18 protein-coding genes are annotated in these 22147 nt (G+C 60.2%); 6 read left to right on the plus strand and 12 right to left on the minus strand.

Annotated features, from left to right (window positions below; translation table 11 throughout):
* Window positions 1-3: 3 nt before the first annotated feature.
* Window positions 4-582 (minus strand): nuclear transport factor 2 family protein, encoded by a 579-nt coding sequence (locus CD928_RS14095; RefSeq protein WP_176473588.1) that lies wholly within the window; start codon window positions 580-582, stop codon window positions 4-6.
* Between the two features lie 432 nt (window positions 583-1014).
* On the opposite strand from CD928_RS14095, the gene CD928_RS14100 reads away from it, so the two are divergent.
* The 5 genes from CD928_RS14100 (at window position 1015) to CD928_RS14120 (ending at window position 9407) form a co-directional block, all read left to right on the plus strand.
* Window positions 1015-3594 (plus strand): TonB-dependent receptor, encoded by a 2580-nt coding sequence (locus CD928_RS14100; protein ID WP_095387730.1) that lies wholly within the window; start codon window positions 1015-1017, stop codon window positions 3592-3594.
* Window positions 3595-3720: 126 nt separating this feature from the next.
* On the plus strand, window positions 3721-5619 hold the full coding sequence (locus tag CD928_RS14105) for a CocE/NonD family hydrolase (protein WP_095387731.1): 1899 nt from the start codon (window positions 3721-3723) through the stop codon (window positions 5617-5619).
* 15 nt (window positions 5620-5634) lie between these two features.
* Complete coding sequence (locus tag CD928_RS14110) at window positions 5635-6993, plus strand: hypothetical protein (RefSeq protein ID WP_095387732.1); 1359 nt, start codon at window positions 5635-5637, stop codon at window positions 6991-6993.
* 34 nt (window positions 6994-7027) lie between these two features.
* Complete coding sequence (locus CD928_RS14115) at window positions 7028-7768, plus strand: hypothetical protein (RefSeq protein WP_095387733.1); 741 nt, start codon at window positions 7028-7030, stop codon at window positions 7766-7768.
* A 316-nt stretch (window positions 7769-8084) separates the two neighbouring features.
* Window positions 8085-9407, plus strand: coding sequence for an MFS transporter (locus tag CD928_RS14120; protein WP_095387734.1), 1323 nt, complete (start codon window positions 8085-8087; stop codon window positions 9405-9407).
* Window positions 9408-9550: 143 nt separating this feature from the next.
* Here CD928_RS14120 and CD928_RS14125 read toward each other — a convergent pair whose 3' ends face one another.
* The 8 genes from CD928_RS14125 to CD928_RS14160 are packed head-to-tail and all read right to left on the minus strand — an operon-like array spanning window position 9551 to window position 17721.
* Window positions 9551-10831: an MFS transporter gene (locus CD928_RS14125; protein WP_095387735.1), complete on the minus strand. Its 1281-nt coding sequence runs from the start codon at window positions 10829-10831 to the stop codon at window positions 9551-9553.
* The gene (locus CD928_RS14130; protein WP_176473589.1) at window positions 10828-12414 is read right to left on the minus strand and encodes an alpha/beta hydrolase domain-containing protein; all 1587 of its coding nucleotides are present in this window, start codon (window positions 12412-12414) and stop codon (window positions 10828-10830) included. Before CD928_RS14130 ends, CD928_RS14125 begins: the two co-directional genes overlap by 4 nt.
* A gap of 53 nt (window positions 12415-12467) precedes the next feature.
* The gene (locus CD928_RS14135; protein WP_095387737.1) at window positions 12468-12941 is read right to left on the minus strand and encodes a MaoC family dehydratase N-terminal domain-containing protein; all 474 of its coding nucleotides are present in this window, start codon (window positions 12939-12941) and stop codon (window positions 12468-12470) included.
* Complete coding sequence (locus CD928_RS14140; protein WP_095387738.1) at window positions 12938-14557, minus strand: fatty acid--CoA ligase; 1620 nt, start codon at window positions 14555-14557, stop codon at window positions 12938-12940. The genes CD928_RS14135 and CD928_RS14140 overlap by 4 nt, the downstream gene beginning before the upstream one ends.
* Before the next feature lie 10 nt (window positions 14558-14567).
* Window positions 14568-15362, minus strand: coding sequence for an SDR family oxidoreductase (locus CD928_RS14145; protein WP_255247175.1), 795 nt, complete (start codon window positions 15360-15362; stop codon window positions 14568-14570).
* Window positions 15352-16083, minus strand: a complete 732-nt coding sequence (locus CD928_RS14150) for an SDR family NAD(P)-dependent oxidoreductase (protein ID WP_176473590.1) — start codon at window positions 16081-16083, stop codon at window positions 15352-15354. The genes CD928_RS14145 and CD928_RS14150 overlap by 11 nt, the downstream gene beginning before the upstream one ends.
* Complete coding sequence (locus CD928_RS14155) at window positions 16080-16400, minus strand: non-heme iron oxygenase ferredoxin subunit (RefSeq protein ID WP_095387741.1); 321 nt, start codon at window positions 16398-16400, stop codon at window positions 16080-16082. The genes CD928_RS14150 and CD928_RS14155 overlap by 4 nt, the downstream gene beginning before the upstream one ends.
* A 37-nt stretch (window positions 16401-16437) precedes the next feature.
* Window positions 16438-17721, minus strand: a complete 1284-nt coding sequence (locus CD928_RS14160) for a cytochrome P450 (RefSeq protein WP_095387742.1) — start codon at window positions 17719-17721, stop codon at window positions 16438-16440.
* Between the two features lie 282 nt (window positions 17722-18003).
* Here CD928_RS14160 and CD928_RS14165 point away from each other — a divergent pair, with 282 nt between their 5' ends.
* Entirely contained in the window at window positions 18004-19794 is a 1791-nt protein-coding gene (locus CD928_RS14165; protein ID WP_095387743.1) for an acyl-CoA dehydrogenase, read from the plus strand.
* 58 nt (window positions 19795-19852) lie between these two features.
* Here CD928_RS14165 and cofC read toward each other — a convergent pair whose 3' ends face one another.
* The 3 genes from cofC to cofE are packed head-to-tail and all read right to left on the minus strand — an operon-like array spanning window position 19853 to window position 22114.
* On the minus strand, window positions 19853-20452 hold the full coding sequence (gene cofC / locus CD928_RS14170) for a 2-phospho-L-lactate guanylyltransferase (protein ID WP_095388068.1): 600 nt from the start codon (window positions 20450-20452) through the stop codon (window positions 19853-19855).
* Window positions 20433-21362, minus strand: a complete 930-nt coding sequence (gene cofD / locus CD928_RS14175; RefSeq protein ID WP_095387744.1) for a 2-phospho-L-lactate transferase — start codon at window positions 21360-21362, stop codon at window positions 20433-20435. Before cofD ends, cofC begins: the two co-directional genes overlap by 20 nt.
* A complete protein-coding gene (gene cofE / locus CD928_RS14180; protein ID WP_095387745.1) occupies window positions 21359-22114 on the minus strand; it encodes a coenzyme F420-0:L-glutamate ligase in 756 nt (251 codons plus the stop codon). Before cofE ends, cofD begins: the two co-directional genes overlap by 4 nt.
* Between the last annotated feature and the right edge of the window lie 33 nt (window positions 22115-22147).

A 22147-nucleotide genomic window follows, 5' to 3' on the forward strand; every position in this document is an offset into this window, starting at 1 on the left:
CGGTCAGTCGGCTACCGCGCTGCGTTCATGTTCTTCATAATATTTCTTGTAGGTGTCGATGCCTTCGGGCCAGTCGGCCGCCTGGGGTTCCGAATAGGCGCGTACGCGCATCGGATCGCCGAGATAGGTCTGGATCTCATCAAACCGCAGATAATAGAAATAGGTCATCAGGCGCAGTTCGAAGCGCCATTTCCCATCGGGATCGAGGCGATATTCGTCATCATAGCGCAGCGCGCTCATCATCGCCTGGCCATTGCGAAACACTTCGCCATGCGCATTGAGCTGGCCATAAGCCTTGGTCGGATCGGCCTTGTCGAACCAGATTACATGATTGTGCGTGAAATGGTTGGTGGGGCCAAGAAACGAAAACCGGTGATGATATTGATTGACGCAATCCTCCTTGCCGACCGACGCGTGGCGTCCGTCATTCGACAACACGCGCGCATTCTCCGTGAAGCAGTCGGCGATGCCGTCCATGTCGCGATTATCGACCGTGAAGCCGTAGCGCGCCACCAGTTCCTTGATTTGTTCGCGAGCCTCCAGCTCAGCGATACGCTTTTCCAGACTGACCAGATCAACCACAATTCTCTCCTCTATTACGGCCAGATGGCCGGTTTCGTGCGCTCGCGTCGAACGTCACATCATGGGGTACCGTGCACCCCGCCTCGACGGTCAAGCCGGCCGCCCGATTTCTTGACCGCCGGACCCACAGCAAACCCGGCTTGACAACACCCCGACAATTCTAGGATAATCATGTGCATGGTTTTAGGGTCCGATTCGAAAAAAAGCAATCAGGATTGTACGACCTTTATCGACAGGCGGGGATAGCCAATCCTAAATGGAAGGCGCCGCACCGAGATCGGGGGCATCAAAGGGAACAGAAATAACCGACACCGGCGCTCGGTGCCATAGCCGCTCAGCAGACAGAGCGGGGCGACGCGCCGAGGGCGATATGGATCAGGATAAGGCGAAGACGGCAACGCCGCGCGTCAGAAAATTCGGAGGGAGAGGATCATGAAGAATACGACATTCGTACGTGCGATGCGCTGGGGACTTGCCGGCTCGAGCCTGATGGCCCTGGCACCCGGCATCGCGTTCGCACAGTCCGCGCCGACCGCAGAGGCAAGCGACGCAGCCACCGACGATTCCGGTGACGCCGCGATCGTTGTTACGGCGCGGCGACGCGAAGAATCGCTTCAGGACGTCCCCGTATCAATCACCATCGCTTCGCAAGCCGAGTTGACGGAAAAGTCTATCACCAATGCGGAAACGTTGGATAGGCTCGATCCGGCACTCGTCATAACCACGTCGGGAGGATCGCGACAGACTTTCTCGCCGGCCATCCGTGCGCAAACCGGCACGCGGAGTGTCATCTCCTATTTCGCCGAAGTTCCGCAGTTCGAGCCCCAATTCTTCGATCTGGAAAGCATACAGGTTCTCAAGGGTCCCCAAGGAACACTCTTCGGCGAAACCGCGACCGGCGGCGTGATACTATTCACGCCGCACCGCCCAGGCAATGAATTCGAAGGTTACGTCAGCGGCCAAGCCGGTTCGCACGATTATTTTGCGATCGAAGGCGCGGTAACGATTCCTGTCATTCCCGATATCTGGAGTGTCCGGGTCGCTGGCCAAATGCGCAAACGGGAAGGTTTCACGCGCCTTTTCTACAGCCAAGTTGGTGCCGGCTCGACCGACGTAGACAATATCGACACGACGAGCCTGCGGCTATCCAGCCTATTGACGCCGGTAGATGGCCTGGAGATTTCGACGGTTGTTGCCTATACTCGAAACCAGATGAACGGCACCGGTTATATCACATCGGGCGTTTATGATTACCTGCCGAACCTTCGGGTCATTCCCGCCGACAATCCGGCAACCGCCGCGCGGTTTAGCTATTTTTCGGGACTCACGCCGCCACCGGGTCAGACATTCTACCAGCTCGCGCTCGCAGGCTATCAAAGACAGCAGGCATTGGGACCGCGGACGACATTCGCCAGCAGTGCCCAGGCCACCGATCAACGATATTTCGGATTGTCGAACATCGTCCGCTGGAACATCACCGACAATCTGACCTTCAAGAATATTACAGGCATTACATCATCCTCTTATGGCCCGAATAGCGGGCTCAATCCGGATGCGAGCGAATACCCCATTGCCGACAACATGGGCAACCGGGGCGGCATTTGCATTCAGGGTGTTTCGCCTGATGATTGCCGCCAGAAAGGTCCGACCACGATTACGAACGAGACCCAACTGCAAGCTGAGCTGTTCGACAGCCGGCTGTCGCTGCAGGGGGGACTTTACTATCGCTCCGCACGCAAAGCGCCCTGGCTTGGTCCGTCGCAATTCGTCATCGCCGGCAATTCAACAGCCGTCCCTGCAGCGAGTTGCACAGCGTTCGATGTTGCCGGAACACCGTGTCTCACGATGACGCGATCAACGTCGAAGAGCTACGCTGTTTATGGGCAAGCTACCTTCGAGATCGTGAAGGATGTACGGCTGACGGGCGGCCTCCGCCGCAATTGGGACAAGCCCATCATCACCGAATCCACGGGCGGTCCTGTCGTCACCCGAACATTCGATGGCGTTGCGATCAACCTTTCGCCCTTCGGTGCCGATCCGTTGCGCGGGGCGACCGTGACTCGGACCGAGACGCCAAAAAACACGGGCAACAGCTACACGCTCTCGGCGGACTGGAGCATCACGGATGATGTGTTGGTGTGGGCATCGCATCGCAAGGGCTATCGAGGGGGCGGCGTCAATCGCGTGGCGACCAGTGATCCGAACTATGCCTATGGACCGGAAACCGTGAAAGACATAGAGCTGGGACTGCGCGCCAGCGGCCGGATCGCGGATATGCCGTGGAGCGCGACGCTCGTCGGCTTCAAGAGCAAGTATGACGACATCCAGCGCGGCACCTTCGGCCTTATCGACGGGGCCTATGTCGGTATCACCCAGAATGTAGCCCAAGCTACCATCAAGGGCCTAGAATTCGAAGCGAATTTCAAACCGTCCGACTGGTTCGAGCTTAGTGGTTCGGTCGCCTATATGGATGCAAAATTCGACACATGGCTCGAGGTCTCGACCTGCGCGCGGGAAGGCTTCAGGGCAGGCTGCGCCGGCGTGGCGAATCCCGCGGTCGTGCCGGTGACTATCGATCATGCGGCGGGGACTGTCGTAGCGAACGGAATCACACAGACCTACAAGCCGGACCTGTTTGCGCAAGCTCCCAAAGTCCGTTGGACTTTAACGCCGGTGCTTCATCTCGGCTTTCTGGGCGAGGGTGCTCAGGGTGCTCGACTGACGGCCAACATCACCCACTCCTCGCCTTATGCCGCACAGGACTCGAACTGGATGCGCGGACTGGAGCGCAAGGACGTGCTCACGCCCAGGCGCACACTTGTCGATCTGCGGTTCGACTGGAGCGATCTCCCCTGGACGAGCGCCGACTTCGGCATCTTTGCAGCCGTCACCAATCTGACGAACTTCAAAGGTGCGATCGCCGTGCTCGATTCGACCGCGGCCTGTGACTGTGTGCTGTCGAACTATAATGAGCCGCGCATGTTCTACGCCGGATTTTCCTATCGTTTTTGAACCGATTGCTCGGGCCGCCCACAAAGGCGGCCCGACTCCGTCGGAACGCAACATGGGTGAGTTCGCGGCGAATTGCGGTTCAAACAACCCGATGGTGATCCACAATAATCCGAAAGGGAACCCGCTATGCCGAGTATCGAAGATTTTGTGACCAGAGAGCGATATGACCGCCGCAAGGCACTGAAAGCCGCTGCGGCCGGCATATTCGTGGCGAGTGCCGGCACTGCCGCGGCCTCCGCGATGGCATCCTCTTCGCGGGAATCCGCTTTCGGCGTCTATCGGGGCTATTCGTCAGAACGATATGACGGTTGGCAGCGAACGTCGCAGTATGTAGCGGTGCGCGACGGAACACGCCTGGCAATCGATATATTCCGCCCGACTCTCGGCGGGAAACTTCATGCTGAGCGTCTGCCGGTCATATGGGAGCCCAAACGCTATCAGCGCGCGACCGTAAAGCCCGACAGTTCGCTGCGCACGACGATCGATTCCGACCTTACCGATGTGCCCCGCTTCCTCAAGCACGGATATGTCGTCGTTTCCGTGGACAGGCGGGGAACCGGCGCATCCTTCGGCACACGCGACGAACTCAGCGATCCGCTCGACGCCACGGATGGATACGATATCACGGAATGGCTCGCCGAACAGTCGTGGAGCAATAGCAAAATCGGGATGTTCGGTGCATCCTATGAGGGCGAGATGCAGTTGCGCGTGGCCGGGACCAGGCCGCCACACCTCAAGGCCATCATGCCAGAAGTATCCCCGTTCGACTGGTACTGGATCGTCCATACCGGCGGGATACATCGAAGTTCCTTCAATAATTTCGGTGCGCATGTAAGCCAACTCGACCTCGATCCCAAAAACGGAGCAGTCGATGCCGACGCCGACCAGTCGCTTCTCAACGCTGCGATCGCGGAACATAAGGCTGGCAACAGTTATCGGGCGACCGCCGGAGCGCTGCCCGCACGCGACAGCTCCGACCCGGTCACGGGCCACCGGAACTGGATGGAGCGCCACGGCGGAATATTTGCGGACGATCTCTCGAAATCGGGCGTCGCAGTTTATCATCGTGTCGGATGGTTCGCGGGAGTCATGGTTGATCAGCTCGCTTGGTACATCAACCAAAAGGCCGGTCCGAAAAAGATGATGGTCGGCCCGTGGGGCGGGCGCGGGGTTCCGCCGGAAGCCTTTGATCTGTGGGCGACCGAGGGGCTGCGCTTCTTTGATTATTGGCTGAAGGATGTGCCGAACGGGATCATGGACGATCCCCCGATTCACTCATCGGTGCCGAATTCGCACAGCCGCGCGGGAACGAAATGGCGTGGCCTCCAGAAATGGCCACTTCCGGGCGAAACACGCACCGACTTTTTTTTCCGCGAAGGCAAGAGCGGCACGGTGGCGTCGATCAACGACGGAAGGCTCGCTCTGGAACGGCCCAATGCGAGCGAAGGTCGGGACGATCAGCCGGTCAGGTTCGACCTCGCCTACGGTCCTACCCGACCCAATCTGCCCACCGACCCGGCCGGCCCCGGTCAGACGCCTGCGGATCATTCCGGTTTCGACGCTCAGGGACTGACCTATACCAGCGATCCGCTGCTCGAGGATCTGGAAATTACCGGCCACCCGGTGGCGACGCTATGGACATCGTCGACAGCGAAGGATTGCGACTATTTCGTCAAGCTTCAGGACGTCGGTCCCGATGGCGCGTCGACCTATGTCTCCGAAGGCGCCTTGCGTGCATCCTGCCGCAAGACCGGAGAGCCGCCTTACGACTTCATGGGACTGCCATGGCCAACCTGTCGCCTCGCTGATCGCGCGGATATGGCCCCGGGAAAACCCGCCGAACTCGCCATCACGATGACTCCCATCTCGTACATCCTGCAAAAGGGACATCGGTTTCGCGTCACCATTACCGGCAGCGAGACCGCCATCGCCGTCTCGCCGGAGATCGATCCGCCGCCGGTGATGAGCATCCATCGAAATCAGGTCCACGGTTCGTCGATCACTCTGCCGATCATTCCCGCCTAGATCAGGAGATTCTTTATGTCTCGGAACAAAATCGTCCTGCTGACCGCCGCGGCGTTGATCTCTCTTGCATCGCCCGTTTCAGGGCAGGGCCTATCTGCGCTGGACGAGGTCGCGGGAGCGCTTGATGCCGATGGCGGCGCCTATCGCATCGCAAAACCGGCAAACTGGAACGGTGTCCTGATCCTCGACCTTGATTTCGCGGCGCGGCCGGATTCTCCGCTGTACAAGCGAATGCATGAACTCGGCTATGCAGGGGCTGGATCGACGCGGGGCGATGCGGGAAATCGCGGCACCGCCGTCGACAATCCTGCGCGCATCAAGCGTCAGCTCGAGGTGTTGCGATTGTTCGAGCAGAGATTCGGAAAGCCAAAGCGGGTGATCTCCTTCGGCCATTCGGGAGCGGGGGGCCTCGCTCTTGCGCTCGTCGAAGCGGCGCCCGAACATATTGATGGCGGTGTCGCGGCGTGCATCATCACGGGATCGGTGGGCTGGTTCAATGCCAAGCTTGATTCCGCCTTCGTGGCAAAGACGCTCATCGCACCGGGCAGCGACCTTCGCCTTCAGGACATGCCACGCGACCTCACGCCGGTTTCGCAGGCGTGGACCCAAATGCTGGAGAAGGCGCAGGCGACCCCCGAAGGCCGCGCACGTATCGCGCTCGCAGTCACGATCGGGCAACTCCCCAGTTGGAGTCGCACCGATACGCTCGAACCCGCTGCCGGTGATCTGCCCAAGATTCAGCAAGCGATGTACGAAACGCTAGTCAGCCAGTTCGGCGCGACGATCGGCGGTCATGTACGCGTTCGACGCGATTTCGAAGAGAGCGCGGGTGGCACGCTCTCATGGAACACTGACATCGATTATCGCAAGATTCTCGAAGAAAATGCAGATCCCGCGCAACGCGACGCCGTTCGGCAACTCTACCAAATAGCCGGACTTGATCTCGATGCCGACCTGCAGATGCTCAGGCGTGCGCCGCGAGAGACCGCAAATCCTGCAGCCGTAATCAAAGCGGATAGCCTGATGGGCGTGACGGCGAAGCCGCGAAACCCGGTCATGCTCCTCCATACGAGTGGCGATTCGCTCGCCCCCGCTGCGACTCTCGAGGCCTATATCCGCCGCGCGCCCGCAACGCTCGTGCGCACGGCCATCGTTCAGGCCGCGGGGCACTGCACGTTCAGCATCGCCGAGAGTATGGCGGCGATCGAAACGGTCGATCGGCGGATCGCGACGAACCTGTGGCCAGCTACTTCGTCAGTCGAGATGAACGCGCGCGCGCGGGCAGCCGATGTGTCGCCGGCCCGCTTCATGGATTTCCACCTCAATCGCTTTGCACGGGCGTTCTACACGGGCGACGCGCCGCCCGCCCAATGACGCTGCTTTTCATCATTGAAGGAGGATCATGATAATGTCCGAGCGAACCGACAACCCCTATGACTGGGACATTCTCGCCGAGCGGTCAGGTGCCTTGCGGTTCCCGGCAATTCCGGCCCGCGAAGATGTCGCCGAGGAAGAGCAATCGGCCTGGGACGACTTCAAAGCGCGATTTGAAAAAGTCCGCATGGACAAATATCAACTCGAATATCGGCATCGCATCGCGGGCGGCTTTTTCGGCCTGTGGTGCAGTCCGCGCCTTGCCGCGCAGATGACTGCGGCAGGCAAGCCTGCGATGCTGCAGCAAGGCAAACCGGGCTCCTTCACCGCGGCTGACCACGAATTCATCGATCTCGTATTGTCCTTCGATGCAGGGCATTGGGGCCTGCTCGCCAATCATGTTCCGTTCGCGATCGCGTCGGGAATTCCGACATCGACTGTTCGGGCGCTACGCGACGGCCGCGAAAGCGAACTGTCGGCAGCAGACCGACAGGTCATCGCCTTCATTCGCGGCGTTCGGGACGGCACCGTCGACGACGCCATGTGGGCCGGCATGGTCGAACGGATGGGTAGCGAACGCGGCGTGGTCGAACTGGCCTATTTTACGATGCACCTTTTGATGCATGTGCGAATGATCCAGTTGTTCGACGAGGTACAGATCCGGCCCGACGAACTCGAAGATTTACTCGGCAAGCTGGAGCGGGGCGAATACCCCCTCCCCCCCGTTACGCACCATGGCTCGCCCGAAACGCGGCCGGTGGCCGCACATCCCTAGATGAGCGCGCCGGCAAGCCCACGGCTACCACGAAACACCTCATGGGGCCCCGATCCATGATTGCTCCTACCCGCTATCCAATGATGCGGCGGCGCCCGCTTTTCGGCTATCAGGCGACCCAATTTTCGCTCAGGCTGATCGTCTATATGTTTCCAGCTTTCGCATTCCGTGGCTGGCGAAGAGCATTCCAAACGATGCGAGCTGACATCAACCTGAGCGGAACAGCTTAAATATATGAACAGAGGGAAAACCGCCAGCCGAAGGACCTTGGTCGGCGATCTTGCTCGCTTCGCCCTCCAATTTTGGATCGAAATAAATGAACAGGTTTGAATTGCCATCCTCGGTTAACCTACAAGCTTCTGACGCGGTCCGCCAACGACGCCGCATATTAGTCATCCTCATATTGGCAACGGCATTTAGCGATCTGGATCGACAGATACTAGGCATGCTGCTCGAACCAATACGGGTCGAATTTCAGCTTAGCGACACTGAACTGGGATTATTATCGGGTCTAGCCTTCACCACCCTATATGCCGCGCTGGCCGTGCCCTTGGCGGTTCTAGCCGACCGGATAAGCAGACGTGGCGTAATCAGTCTCTCGCTAGCCACCTTCTCCGGCATGACCGCACTTTGCGGTATGGCGCCCGGCTTCATCTATCTCCTCCTATTTCGCATGGGCGTAGCAGCCGGAGAAGCCGGCATGTTGCCCGCCTCGCAGGCATTGATTGCCGATCACTTTCCGAAGAACCAGCTGACATCTGCGATGAGCAAACTCTATATCAGCGGCAGCGTCGGGGGGATTATCGCCTTCATGCTTGGCGGATTCCTCAGCGGGGCGATTGGCTGGCGGCTGACCTACATCGTGATCGGCATACCCGGCATCCTAGTGGCAATCGCCAGCTATCTATTTCTCCCCAAGGCCAAAGCGTACATGCTAGCGTCGGCGACCGGGGAAACGCCCACGCGCCCACGCTTTCGCGCGACACTTGACTTCCTATGGTCCCAGCGGGCTTATCGACGGCTGCTCCTTGCGAATGGTGTTTGGTCATTTGCTGGCGCCGGAGTCGCGCTCTGGGCGGCACCTTTCATCTCCCGAACCTACCAGCTTTCGCCTGCGCAGATCGGCTTGGTTCTCGCGGTCGTGATCAGCCTTGCAGGTGCAATCGGCCTTTTTGTAGTAGGCCATCTAGCTGAAAAAATGAGCCACAAGGATCCGCGGTGGATGTTGTGGACGGTCGCCATTGCCCTACTCCTTGCAACGCCCCTTGGTTGGGTCACCTTCTTGAACGAGTCTGGAGCAATAGCGATGGCCACCGGGTGCGCAGTCGCCTTCTTGGCCGTGTCATCACAGGGCGCGATTGCCTCCGTAGTCCAGTTTCTCGTCCCACCATCCATGAGAAGCGTCGCTGCCGCGGTTAAACATCTGCTCGTCACTGCTCTCGGGGCCGGCCTTGGACCACTGATCGTGGGGGTAATCAGCGATCACCTTGCGGCCCGCTTCGGAAATGAGGCGATCCGTTACTCTCTGGCGGCGGCTTCCACTTTTTGGGCCCTCTCTGGCCTGCTTTTCATCTATGCAAGCAGAACCTTCGTGGAAGACGTCCGGCGGGCAGAAGCCCCGGATCTGGAATTAAAATAAATAGGATGAGTAAGGCTGGCGGCGGCGTGTGCTTCCGGCAAGTCTTAAACTGCCGTGCGAGCGCTCCCGTGTGCAATCTGTCTCATGTGCATGCGTCCAATCCTTGCATCGATGATGCACCATCACAGGCGTGATCCTAAGACCTAAGCGCTCCGTCCGCGCTCGGTACGAAATCCCGCGATGGCACCCCACAACAGCAACAGTGCGACCGTGCTGAAAGCGATGGCAACGATCGCCATCGCATCACCTATCTGTTCGCCATCGTGTAGCAATGTCGTTGACACAAATGGAACCAGCATCGGGCCAAGCCCTAATCCGATCAAGCCGACGATTACGAAATAGAGGGCCGATGCGATACCCCGCAGGCGCGAGGGCGTGGCGAGTTGAAGCGATGCGCCCGCCATGCTGAGAGGAAAGCTGTAACCAAAGGTGATCATCGCCAGGCAGATCAACGCCGTGGACTGCGTCGCGCTGGCGAGCAGCAAGCAGGCAAATACCACGACGACCGCCGGCCCCACGAGCACGGTTCGCATCGTCGAATCCGCGAAGCGCTTGGACAGCCAAAAGTTCGTCAGCGGGGCAAGTATGCCCGCCATCATTCCGAGTACGAGAACAAGAACGCCATATTGAAGACCGATTGCGGTTGAGCTCATCCCGAACTCGCGAACAAGAAAAGTCGGCGCCCACGCCGGAACGGTGTTTAGCACGAGCGACGAGCCTGCCATGCCGAAGAAAAACAACGCATAAAAGCGCCAGCCGCGTATGAAATAGGTAAAGCTTTCGACAAATCCGAAACGAATATCTGCCTCGCTGGAGGCACGGGGCGGCTCCCGGACCAGCGTTAACGCCAAGACCGGAATAAGGCACAGCAAACCCACGATACCTAGTGTCATCTGCCAGCCGCGCACAGAACCAAGCGGCCACAGTTCGAGCGGCGCCAAATCGATCGTCGCGCCGAGCAGGACACCGCCCATGATCATGGCAAGACCGGCCCCGACGTAGGGCGCGAACAAAAAGAAACTGGTCGCCATCGGCAGATGCTTGCGATCGAACAGATCCGCAATCAGCGACATACCCGAGGGAAACATGAACGCCTCCGCCACCCCAACGATCATCCTGGTCAAAAGCAGCGCGTCATAGGTTTTGGCAAAGGCGCCGCCGATCGTAGCCAGGCTCCACAAGGTGCCGGCCCCGAGCAACAGGCCGCGACGACTGAACCGGTCGGCCGCCAGCCCGGCCGGAATGCCAAGCGCGGTATAGCTCAACATAAACGCCGGCCCCAACAAGAACCCGATCTGGACATCCGTGGCGCCGAATTCCCGTTTCATCGGTTCGACCAGCAGATTGAATATCTGCCGATCCACGATGGCCATTGAATAGCAGGCAGTGACGACGATCAGCGCGAGCCAGGATCGGCGCGTCATTCGGCGGGATATATTTCGGCAGCGAGGGCGAGAATTTCGTCGCGATCGGCGGCCAGAATAAAGCCGGCCGCAATCGATTTTTCGAGCGCGGCGGCGAAACGGGTGAGATAATCTGCCTTGTTGCGATACATCTGCGCCAGACGCGCCGCATCGAACGCCTCAGTCGATCCCATCATCGAAAGCGCGCCATGACCCGGATCGCCGATCCCCGCATATGTCGCAATCGGGACATCGACCCACGGGGTCCGGACCCCGCCCGTCGCGTTGCCATGCGCGTCGAGAACCAGGGCGGGTGCGGCAGCCTCGCCGGTCGCCAGCTTTGTCCCAATCGGAGGCGCCTCGCCTTCCATCACCCATCGGCGCAACGACGAGAGACCGGCTTGCAATACATAATGGCCCTGCGGCGCGGCGTTGATCGATGCTGCCAATTGCCGACCTCCCAATATGTCCGCCTTGGCATAAGCTGCTGCGAGTTCGCCAATGGGGGCCTTTCCTGTATCGATCGCCGTTACCGACATGCCATAGATGTCGCCGTGCGACGTGCCGGCCACTTCCCAGGTCCGGATATGGTCATTATCAGGCTGGCGGGCCTCGATATAGCCTAGGCCGGGCGCCATCAAATCCTGTTCGGAAATATAGGTCAGCACCGAAACGCGGCTGTCGTCACGAACGCGTACATAGGGCAGGGCGAAAGTGCCCGTGCCGGCGCGCAGCGCCGCAAATACATCGCCGTCGATCGGCGCCGACGTCTTCTTGCGAACTTGCACCAGATAGCCGTCATAGACACGCGCCAACGGATCGATCGCATTGATATAGGTAACAAGGTAGGAGGCCGATTGCGACGCGCCGGTGGCGAGCACCGTTTGCGCTTTCAGCGACCCCAATATGCCGCTGGCGCGAATGGCCCGGCCAGCCTGGGTGAAGATGTCATATGCATAGGCGTCCCCCGGATGGTCGAGCCTGCCATAACGGATCTCGTCGCTTTCCTTGAGCGGCTTGCCTGTCAAGCCGGACGGCGGGCGCTTGGCCGGCGGGGCGTGGCTGGCCGCGGCGGGCGCCTGTCGCGCGAGATAGGCACGCACCGCCTCCGCATCGGCAACACCGCCGTCGATTCCCGCCCGCTGGGCCGATACGCCCACCCAGACATATCCGCTTCGCGTCAGTTCGCGATGAAGATAGGCCCAGGCAGCCGATGTGTCGGCGCCCCCCGATACATTGAGCCATTCGACAACCACCGCCCCGTTGAATTTCGTGGCCGGAGGACGCGCGACGATCAGGCGCGTCACAAATGGCGCCCGCGGCGTAGCGTTCGGTCGAACCGTCCATTTTCCGTCGCTGGTCAACGGAGCAGCCTCGACGAAAGACTCCGCATTGCCCGAAAGGAAATATTCCTCAACGACATAGTCGTCGGGAACCGGCGCCAATGAACCGCGCGACAAGGATGGTTTGCCCACGATCGGACCGTCGATGGTCTGGGCGTCCGTGGCGACCGCCAAAAGGGCAGTCGAGGCCGCTATCATACCGCACCACATTTTTTTTAGGCCAGCCAAGGACGGCCGGGAAAATAATGTTTCAGGTTTCATGCTCTCTCTCCCCTCAATCCTGCGGCTGTAGCCGTCTGGATGCATCGAACCGATCAAGTTTCGGCCGGACTCCCCGCAAGCATGCGCGTCACAACATAGGTCATCACCGAATCACCGTCCTGATTGCGTATATCGACGGCGGATTCGACGATCGCCCGATTGCCCTTTGACGTCGGCTTCAGCTTCGTGACCTCGACGCGCGCGTAAATGGTATCACCGACGCGAACCGGCTTGAGCGCCTTCGAATGCGTTTCAAGCAACGCCATTCCGGTCCCCTGGATCATCGTTTGAAGAAGCATGCCTTCGATCAAGGAATAGGTCAGCGCGGCGGGAACGACGCGGCCGCCCATCGCACCGCCGGCATGGCTGGCGTCGATGAACAATTCCTCCAGCATACCGGTGACGGAAATGAAGTTGACCAGATCCGTCTCGGTGATCGTCCGCCGAAATGTGACGAAGCGATCGCCCTCGCTTAGGTCCTGCCAGTAAAATCCCTGCCCCAGTCGGCGCACATGGTCGTCGTTCACTCGCTCACCCCTTCGGCCGCATATTGTTTGCGCAGCAGCTTCTTGTCGATTTTCCCGACGCTGGTCTTGGGCAGTTCCTCGCGCGTCGCCACCCGGTCGGGAAGCGCGAAGCGGCTCAATTTCCCGCTATGGACCATCGGATCGAGATGCGCACGCACCGCCGATAGCGGCACCGGCGCATCACCGCTGGGCACAATGACCGCAACTGGCCGCTCGCCCCAGCGATCATCGGGAACGGCGATCACGGCCACTTCGTCCACCTCGGCCATATCCTGGATGAGATTTTCGAGCATCAACGACGAAATCCATTCGCCGCCGGTCTTGATCACATCTTTCAGTCGATCGCGGATCTGGACATATCCAAGCGTGTCGATGGTCGCGACATCCTGGGTGTGCATCCATCCGCCGCGCCACAGTTCGGCCGACGCTTCGGCATTGCCGCCATAGCTTTGGGTCAGCCAAGGCGCGCGGACCACCAGCTCCCCTTCGGCGACGCCATCGTGCGGCAGAAAATTCCCTGCGGTGTCGAGCAATCGTGCCTGAACGAGCGGAAAGGGCAGACCGGCCGAGCACAAGCGCGCTTCTGAATCCGCCGCGCCGGTCAACGGCCGCGACAGGGTCAGGTTGGGAGCCGCTTCGGAGAGGCCAAATCCAGCGAATACGTTGAGCCCGACGTCCCGGGCCTCGGTCAGCAGATTCTGGGTCAGCGCCGCTCCGCCGATCGCCATCGACCATCCGCCCAGGTCATCCCCACGCACCTTTGCTTCGTCGATCAACATCTGGAGAATGGTCGGCACACAGTGCGAGAAGGTGACGCCTTCACACTGTCGCAGGTCCAGCAACCGGGCAGGCTCATAGCGCCCCGGATAAACCTGTTTCAGGCCCATCAGGGTTGCCGCATAGGGCATTCCCCACGCATGGCCGTGGAACATCGGCGTGATCGGCATATAGACATCGCCGAGCGCCATGCCGAACGGGGCCTGGCTGGCGAGCTTGATCGCGGTCGCCAGGGTATGGAGCACCAGTTGGCGGTGCGAGAAACTGACCGCTTTGGGCAGGCCGGTCGTCCCCGTGGTGTAAAAGGTGCTCGCGATGGCATCTTCATCGACAGGGTCAAAGCAATGCGGCCGCGACGCGGATATCAGACGTTCATAATCGCTGGCGGCGGGGTCCGCTCCGTCCGCCGCCGTGGTCACGATCCTGAAGTCACCCAGCTTGTCGCCAATCGACTCGACCATCCCGGCAAAATCGGGATGCACGATCAATATTTGTACCTGCGCGTGTTGCAGTGTGTAGAGAATCTCGTCCGCCGACAGGCGCACATTGACGGTATGCAGGACCGCACCGAGCATCGGCACCGCGAAATAGCATTCCAGATAACGGTGGCTGTCCCAGTCGAGCATCGACACCGTGACACCGGGTTCCGCGCCAATTGCGCGCAAACCGGCGGCGAGCCGGGAAACCCGATCCGCGAAATCGCGGTAGCTGAAGCGCACATCACCGCGATAGACGATCTCCTGCGTCGCCGCGGTGGCCAGCGCGCTTTCCAGAAGCTGATCGATCGTCAAGGGATAACGATAGGCTTCGGCATTATCGTCGGCGTAGCGAAAGCTCATGGCAGCACCATCACAATACGGCCGTCATGCCGCCGTCCACGACAAGCGCATGACCCGTGACATAACGCGACGCCTCCGACGCCAGAAACAGCGCCGGACCCGCTATATCGGTGGCGACGTCACCAAATCGGCCGAGCGGCAAGCGGGCCGTCTGCTCTTCCCGCGTGGCATCCAGCGTCGCTTGGGTCATGCGTGTCTCGAACCAGCCCGGAGCAAGCGCATTGACCCGCACACCGCGCCCGCCCCATTCGGCGGCAAGGGCGCGGGCGAGGTTGATTTGCGCCGCTTTCGATGCGTGATAAGCGGCGGTCTGTGCCGCACCGGGCGGCTGGGCGAACAGCCCCCCAACCGATGCCACCATGATGACGGACCCCGTCGTGCGCGGCAGCATGCAATGCGTCGCCACCGCCTGGGTCAGCGCCCAGGTCCCGTTCAGATTGACGTCGATCACTTTGCGCCAGCGGTCCATGACCACTGTTTCTGCGGCTTCGCCCCAGGTAGCGCCAGCATTGTTGACCAGCACATCGATCGGACCCAGGGCGTCCGCAACCTGCGTGACGAGGGGGGCCGCCTCCGCTTCGCATCCCACGTCGTTCTGACAGGCGAAGGTGTCGATCCCGCGCGCGCAAAGTTCGGCTTGGGCATGTTCGAGTTCGTCGGCCTTGCGCGCCGTGATCGCCACTCGCGCGCCCGCTTCGCCCAGCGCCTTGGCGATGGCAAAGCCGATTCCGCGCGACCCGCCGGTGACCAGACAAACCTTGCCGGTCATGTCGAACAGGCCGGGAACGGTTGGCTCAGAAGGCAAGCGCGCCTCCGTCGATGGGGATTGCGACTCCGTTCATGTGCCTGGCTTCGTCGCTCACCAGAAAAGCGGCGAGATTCCCCACATCTTCGGGACGCCCTGGCGGTGGCTTCAACCGGTCGCGCCCCCGGTTCGCGAGCGCCCGCGGCGTAAATTGGATGCTTGCGGAACCGATCGATCCCGCAATATTGCCGGGGCAAAGCGCATAAGCGCGAATGCCTTCGGGTCCAAGCGACGCCGCGATATTCTGCGCCATGCCAACCATCGCCCATTTTGCCGACGTATAGGCGATGCCTGTGCGTCCACCCCGAAGACCGGCGACCGATGACATGAACAACATCACACCGCCGCCCTTGGCGAGCATGCCCGGGACCACGGCCCGCGAAAGTTCGAATGCCGATCCCAGATGAAGCGTCAACACCCGGTTCCACGTATCCGACGAGATTTCATCGAGCGCCGCGCCGCCGTCCGAGATGCCCGCATTGACCGACAGAATATCGATATCGCTGGCCAAATCGGCCACCGCAGCGATGCCGTCGGGTGTCGAAAGATCGGCCGCGATGCCAGTCGCGCCCGGGACATCTTTGGCGAGCTGGTCAACCCGCCATTGGTCGAAATCGGTCGCAACGATCATCGCGCCTTCGGCCGCAAGCCTAGACGCGATCGCACCCCCGATGGCGCCACCGGCGCCGGTTACGAGCGCCCTTTTTCCCTGCAGTCTCATGCCGCGACCGCTCCGCGCTCGATCAACAAATCGTCGCCATCGACGGCCACGGTAAAGGTTTCGATGGGTTCTTCGGCGGGATAGGACAGCGCCTCGCCAGTTTCCATGCTGAACATCGCATGATGGCGCGGGCATTCGATCTGGCATCCATCGAGCCAGCCTTCGCTCAGCGACTGATCCTCGTGCGAGCATGTGTCAGCAACGGCCAGGAACCGGCCTGACTCGACATGCGCAACACAGATAGGGAAACCATCGATTTCAAAGCGTTGCAGCTCGCCGCGCGGCAGCTTTGCCGCGCCCGCCAAACGTTCCGCCATCCTAACTCCTCTTATTCTCGTGTTCGTGCGGCTTGGTTCAGTGACTCAATTCGGTGGCCAGTTCGGCGGACGTCACCGGCTTGCCGGTCAGGCGGACCCGATATTCGGGGCGGCCAAATTCGTGCCGACCGCGCGCGCCGTCGAGATCGAATGCCGCATTTTTTTCGTCGAGCGGCCGAACCCCGGCATCGAGCAGTTTCTTGAGAAGATAGACCAGCGTGCCATCGATACCGCCCGAGCCGATGACGAGCGGCATGCCCCAGCACATGTGAGTGCCCTGCCCGAAGGCGAGGCCAAAGCGGCTTATTTTCTTGGGCGACGGACGATCCGGGTTGAATTCGCCCGCATCATCGCCGAATATCGCGGGATCGGCGCTGGCTTCGCCCGATCGCAGCATTGCCACCGTTCCTTCCGGCAAGACACCACCGCTCGGCAAATCGATATTCTCCATCGCCAGCCGCGAAAGACCGGGCACAACCGGATGGAGGCGCAGCGATTCCTGCGCCAGGCGCAGAACAAAATTCTCGTTGAGAAGATCGTCGGCGCGACCGGGATTGCGTTTGAGCCAGGCGAATATTTCCTGCAACGCCCAGACCAGCGAATTCGTCGTGGTATGTACGGCGGCGCCCATGAGCAAAAGCGCGTCGCGCTCGACCTGCGTCGGATCATTCCAGGCCGGGTCGATCTTCTGTGCGGCAAGCATCAGAAAATCCATTGGCAAGTCGGTGGCGTCGATCTCACCCGCCTCAGCCCGTCGCGCGAGGACCTCACGGCGGAGCAGAGCGGGCTTGTGGAACATCTCGATGATGGCCTGCTTCGCCTCGAGGCCTGCAACATGGGCGGGATCCGTTTCGTCAATGCCACCCGAAATGACCTTGAGCACCGATGGACGGCCCGCGATCATCACCTGTGACATTTCAAACAACTTGCTTGCGCCGTCAGGGGTCGTGCCGGCGTCATAGCCGGCGACAGCAGCGGCGAGTTGCTGACTAATCCTCCGCCCCCAAGTGACAACTTCTATTTCGGCGCCATCCGGCCCCGCTTCGGCGAGCAGCCTGTCGAGAGCGGCGTCGGCGGTAGGGTAGAGCCATTTCGCGCGGAACACAGCATGCCCGCGCCGCGCGAGCAACACACCCAGCGCCTTGCGGCGGCGGGCATGCTCTTCGCCGTCGAGCCGGATCACCGTACCCAAATGGTAATGTTCGTCCCCCTTTCCGCCAATTTGGACGGACGTATGAGGACAGCGCCACACGGTGGTCACATCGTCAAAACGCGTCAGATCCACCATTGGATGTTCTCCAGCGCTGCCGTAATCACTCATAGCTTCAGAATTCCCTCTCAACTCGCGCAGGCCCGGATGAAGCCAAAGCTTCGCGCTATTTCATCTGATGATGACCGGTCGGCAGAAAAAAGTCAAACAAGTTTGTTTTCGTTTGACATAGTGGCGATATGCTGCGACCTCGCCGAGAGCGGCAGACAGCAATCAATAGGGACGATGGCGCGCCGCCCATTGCCGCAAATTGGTGCACAATGAAAATGGCGGACGGGCGGGGAGCGGCAGTCCGCGAGCCGAGGACCGCGAAAGAAAGAGTGGGCCAAAACCTTGTCTTACATTGTAAATCGCCGCGATCTGGATTTTCTTATGTGGGAAATGCTGGATTTCCAGCGGCTTCTATCCTACCCGCGCTACCTCTCCTACGACCGCCCCACCATCGCGGCGATACTCGATGCGGCGCAAGCGATCGCGGAGGAGAAATATCTTCCCTGCGCGGCAATGCTTGACGCCAACGAACCCGTCATGCGCGACGGGAAAGTCGCAATGCCACGAGAGGTTGGCGAAGCACTCGCGGCATATGCGGACGCTGGCCTGTTTGGCGCGGCCTTCGACAAGGCGCTCGGCGGATCGCAGATGCCGCATCTTGTCAACATCGCCGTCAATGGCATGTTCGCCTGTGCCAATCTCGGCATCGCCAATTACGCTTTTTTGACGATCGCCAACGCCAATATGCTCGATAGATTTGGCTCCGACGAACAAAAGCGTCTCTATCTTCCGCCCATGCTCGAAGGCCGCTGGTTTGGCACGATGTGCCTATCGGAACCCGAAGCGGGGTCGTCACTTTCGGACATCCGGACACGCGCCGAGCCGTTGGGCGACGGCAACTATCGCCTGGTCGGAAGCAAGATGTGGATTTCGGGAGGCGATCAGGAAATCAGCGCGAACATCGTGCATATGGTTCTAGCCAAGATTCCGGGCGGCCCGGCAGGCGTAAAAGGCATCTCCCTATTCCTGGTGCCAAAATTTCGCGTGAACGACGATGGCTCGATCGGCGCGTGGAACAATATTGCGCTGGCCGGGCTAAACCACAAAATGGGTCATCGCGGCACGACCAACTGCCTTCTCAATCTCGGGGAAGGCGGAGATTGCCTAGGCACGCTGGTAGGGGAGCCGCATGCGGGCCTGAAACATATGTTCCATATGATGAACGAGGCCCGCCTTCTGGTTGGCCATGGTTCAGTCATGTCAGGCCAGGCGGGCTTTCTCTACTCGCTCGATTATGCGCGTTCGCGGGTTCAGGGTCGCCAGCCCGGAAACAAGGACCCGCTGTCTCCGCAGATACCGATTATCGAGCATGCCGACGTAAAGCGAATGTTGATGGCACAAAAGGTCGCAGTCGAAGGTGGCCTGGCGCTCTGCGCCTATTGCGCGCTCCTCGTCGATATCGAAAAGACTGCCGAAAACCCGGCCGAACGGGAAAAGGCGCATCTCCTGCTCGAATTGCTGACACCGATCGCCAAGTCCTGGCCATCCGAACATTGCCTAGAAGCGAACAAACTCGCCATCCAGGTGCTCGGCGGTTACGGCTATAGCAGAGAATATCCGGTCGAGCGTTTCTATCGCGACAATCGACTCAACCATATTCACGAAGGAACGTTCGCGGTCCATGGTCTCGACCTGCTCGGCCGGAAAGTGGGAATGCAGGACGGCGAGGCGCTCGCGGAGCTCGTCGGTCGGATCGAACAAACGCTCAAGTCCGCCCATGCTCATGGCGGATTCGATTTCGAGGCTGCGGCGTTGCGGGTCGCACTCGATGCCGTTCTCGATGCGACACGGGCAGCCCTCGAATGCCCGAGTCCCGATTTGGCGCTCGCAAACGCAACCCTGTATCTCGATGCTTTCGGCCAGACGGTAATCGCATGGATATGGCTTTGGCAGGCCCTTGTCGCCGATGCCGCTCCGAACTCGCACGCCGATGCCTTCTATGCCGGAAAGCACGCTGCATGCCGCTATTTCTTTCGGTACGAACTCCCCCATGTTCATGCCCAACTGAGTGTCGTGCGCAGCCTTGATGAGACCTGCCTCGCCCTGCGAGCGGAACAGTTCCTCGGGTTTTGAGACTCATGCTCGCGGTGACGATCGGCGGGCGGAATGTCAAAAATTTGGCTGGCCCTTTTTAGAGGAGAGCCAGTCGCGGTTTAATTCTGCCAACGGCATCAAGATCGTCGGGGCTGTCGACATCCATCGCAAGTCCTTGGCGCACCACGATCGCGATTGATCCCGGCACCTCGATGTGAAGGCGCATGCTTTCTTCGCCAAAGGCAAAGGGAAACGGCCCTGGTTCGAACAGGGCCAGAGCGTTGGTCCCGCATCCGTGCCGGTCGGGTGCCAGCGAACGTCCAGTGCGCTCCGCTGTCGCCAGAAGCGCGATCACCTCCCGCACATCGAGTAATGGGAGGTCGCCATGGATGACGAGCAATGGCGTTATCGGATCGTCCGCGCGGAAAGCTTGGAGTTCGCCATTCAACCCTCGCCCCTGGTCGGGGCGCCAGGCGAAGCGCACACGCGTGCGCGGCGACAGAATCACGATCCGGTCGATCGCAGGAATGAGAGACAGGCACTTCAGCACATGATCGGCCATGGCATCGCTGAGGGTGCAGCGTTGCTCCAGCGAAAGACGGTCCGCGAGGCGCGACTTGCGCTCGTCGCCCCCCTTCAGCGGAACGAGCGCGGTCCAGCGCGCGGTAGCGACGGGTTCATCCGCGCGCAATGTCATCAGCAAGAGCCAACGCTGCTTGGGCCACGCGCGCGCGATCATCGACCGAACGCATCAGCGTCGCTGTCCGCATGACTGCCAGGCCCTCTGGCGCATCGTCACCGTCATCAATCAGCAGGCCATCAATCAAACCTGCATAATGGGCGGCAATCGAAGCATTGTCGACCACGATCTCCATCTCCCGCATGAGCTTTGTCGTCGGCCCCTTCACCGCCTTGCCGCCGATGATCGGAGACACTGCGATGACGGGAGCCGATGAACTGATTAAGGCATCGCCAATGCCCGGAATCGCCAATATGGGATCCACCGAAAGATACGGGTTGGAGGGCGCAATCAGAATCGCATCGGCATCGGCGATGGCCGCCGTCACGCCCGGTGCCGGTTTGGCCACGTCGGCGCCCCGAAAGACGATTCGCCTTACTTCGGGTACGCAGCGGCGTTCGACGAAATAGCGCTGGAATTCGAGCATGCCCTCGTCGGTTTCCAGACATGTCGCCACCGGGTCGTCGCTCATCGGCAAAATCGTACATCCAATACCGAACCGGGTCGCGAAATCCCGCGTTATCCCGGTCAGTGCTCCGCCCCGCGCAAGATGCATGGACCGCAGTACATGGAGGGCCAGATCGCCATCTCCTAGCGCAAACCAATCCTCTCCACCCAGTTCTCTGAGCGCCGCCATAAACGCCCAGCTTTCGCCTTCCCGTCCCCAGCCTTGCGTCCGATTTGCCTTACCCGACAGGGTGTAAAGCAGCGTGTCAACATCGGGCGAGACATACAGGCCCAGATGCCTGAAATCGTCACCCGTGTTGACGATGACGACGATATCCGCCGAAGGCAGAATCTGAGCCAAGCCAGATACAAGCTTGGCGCCACCGACTCCGCCGGTCAACACCGCAACCCGCCGACTCATTGAAACAGATCCTCTTCTAAGGGCCGGACTAATGCGGTCGCCGGTGAGATCTCAGCATTCCATTTATAGCCCCGAACGAGCGCGGCAGGCACGCTCTCGGCACCTTCGCCCGTCGCCAGTCCCGCAGCAGTTGCGATCATGTCAGCAAGCGCGATCTGCGTGACTTCAAGTATGCGACCGTCTCGATCCTGATCCCCACGGCGATCGATCAGCGAAGGCAACCCGGCTGCCCCAATCGCGACGTTGACCACGCCGTATCGCCAAGGCCGTCCGAAACTATCGGAAATCACAACGGCCGGCGCAACACCCGTTTTAGCGCCAAGCGCCGCGGCGAGACGCTTTGCCGAGCCGTCAGGATCCTCTGGCAGCAGAAGAGCGCTATCTTCTCGATCCGGTCCAATGTTCGACTGGTCGATACCAGCATTAGCCATCACCAGTCCAAGGCGATGCCGAGCTATGAGAACATTCGGAACCGCACGGAGGATAGCGCTGGATTCGGTGAGCACGAGTTCAACGAGACGAGGATCTTTCCTTGTGATCGACGCAAGACGCCGCGCCTCCTCGCCTGGCACTATTTCCGAAAATGAAACGAAGAGCCCCTCGGATTTGGAGATAATTTTTTGCGTAACGACCAATATATCGCCCGGACAAAGTCCGACGCCCCCGCGTTCCAGCGCGTCATACAGGATTGTCGGCAAATCGTCACCCGGCATCACCTCGGCAATACCTGATAGTGGGATAATCTCGATCATATCTCGCGATAGCTCACGTCATTGAACTTACAT

Source organism: Sphingopyxis sp. GW247-27LB (assembly GCF_002277025.1).
Lineage (GTDB): Bacteria > Pseudomonadota > Alphaproteobacteria > Sphingomonadales > Sphingomonadaceae > Sphingopyxis.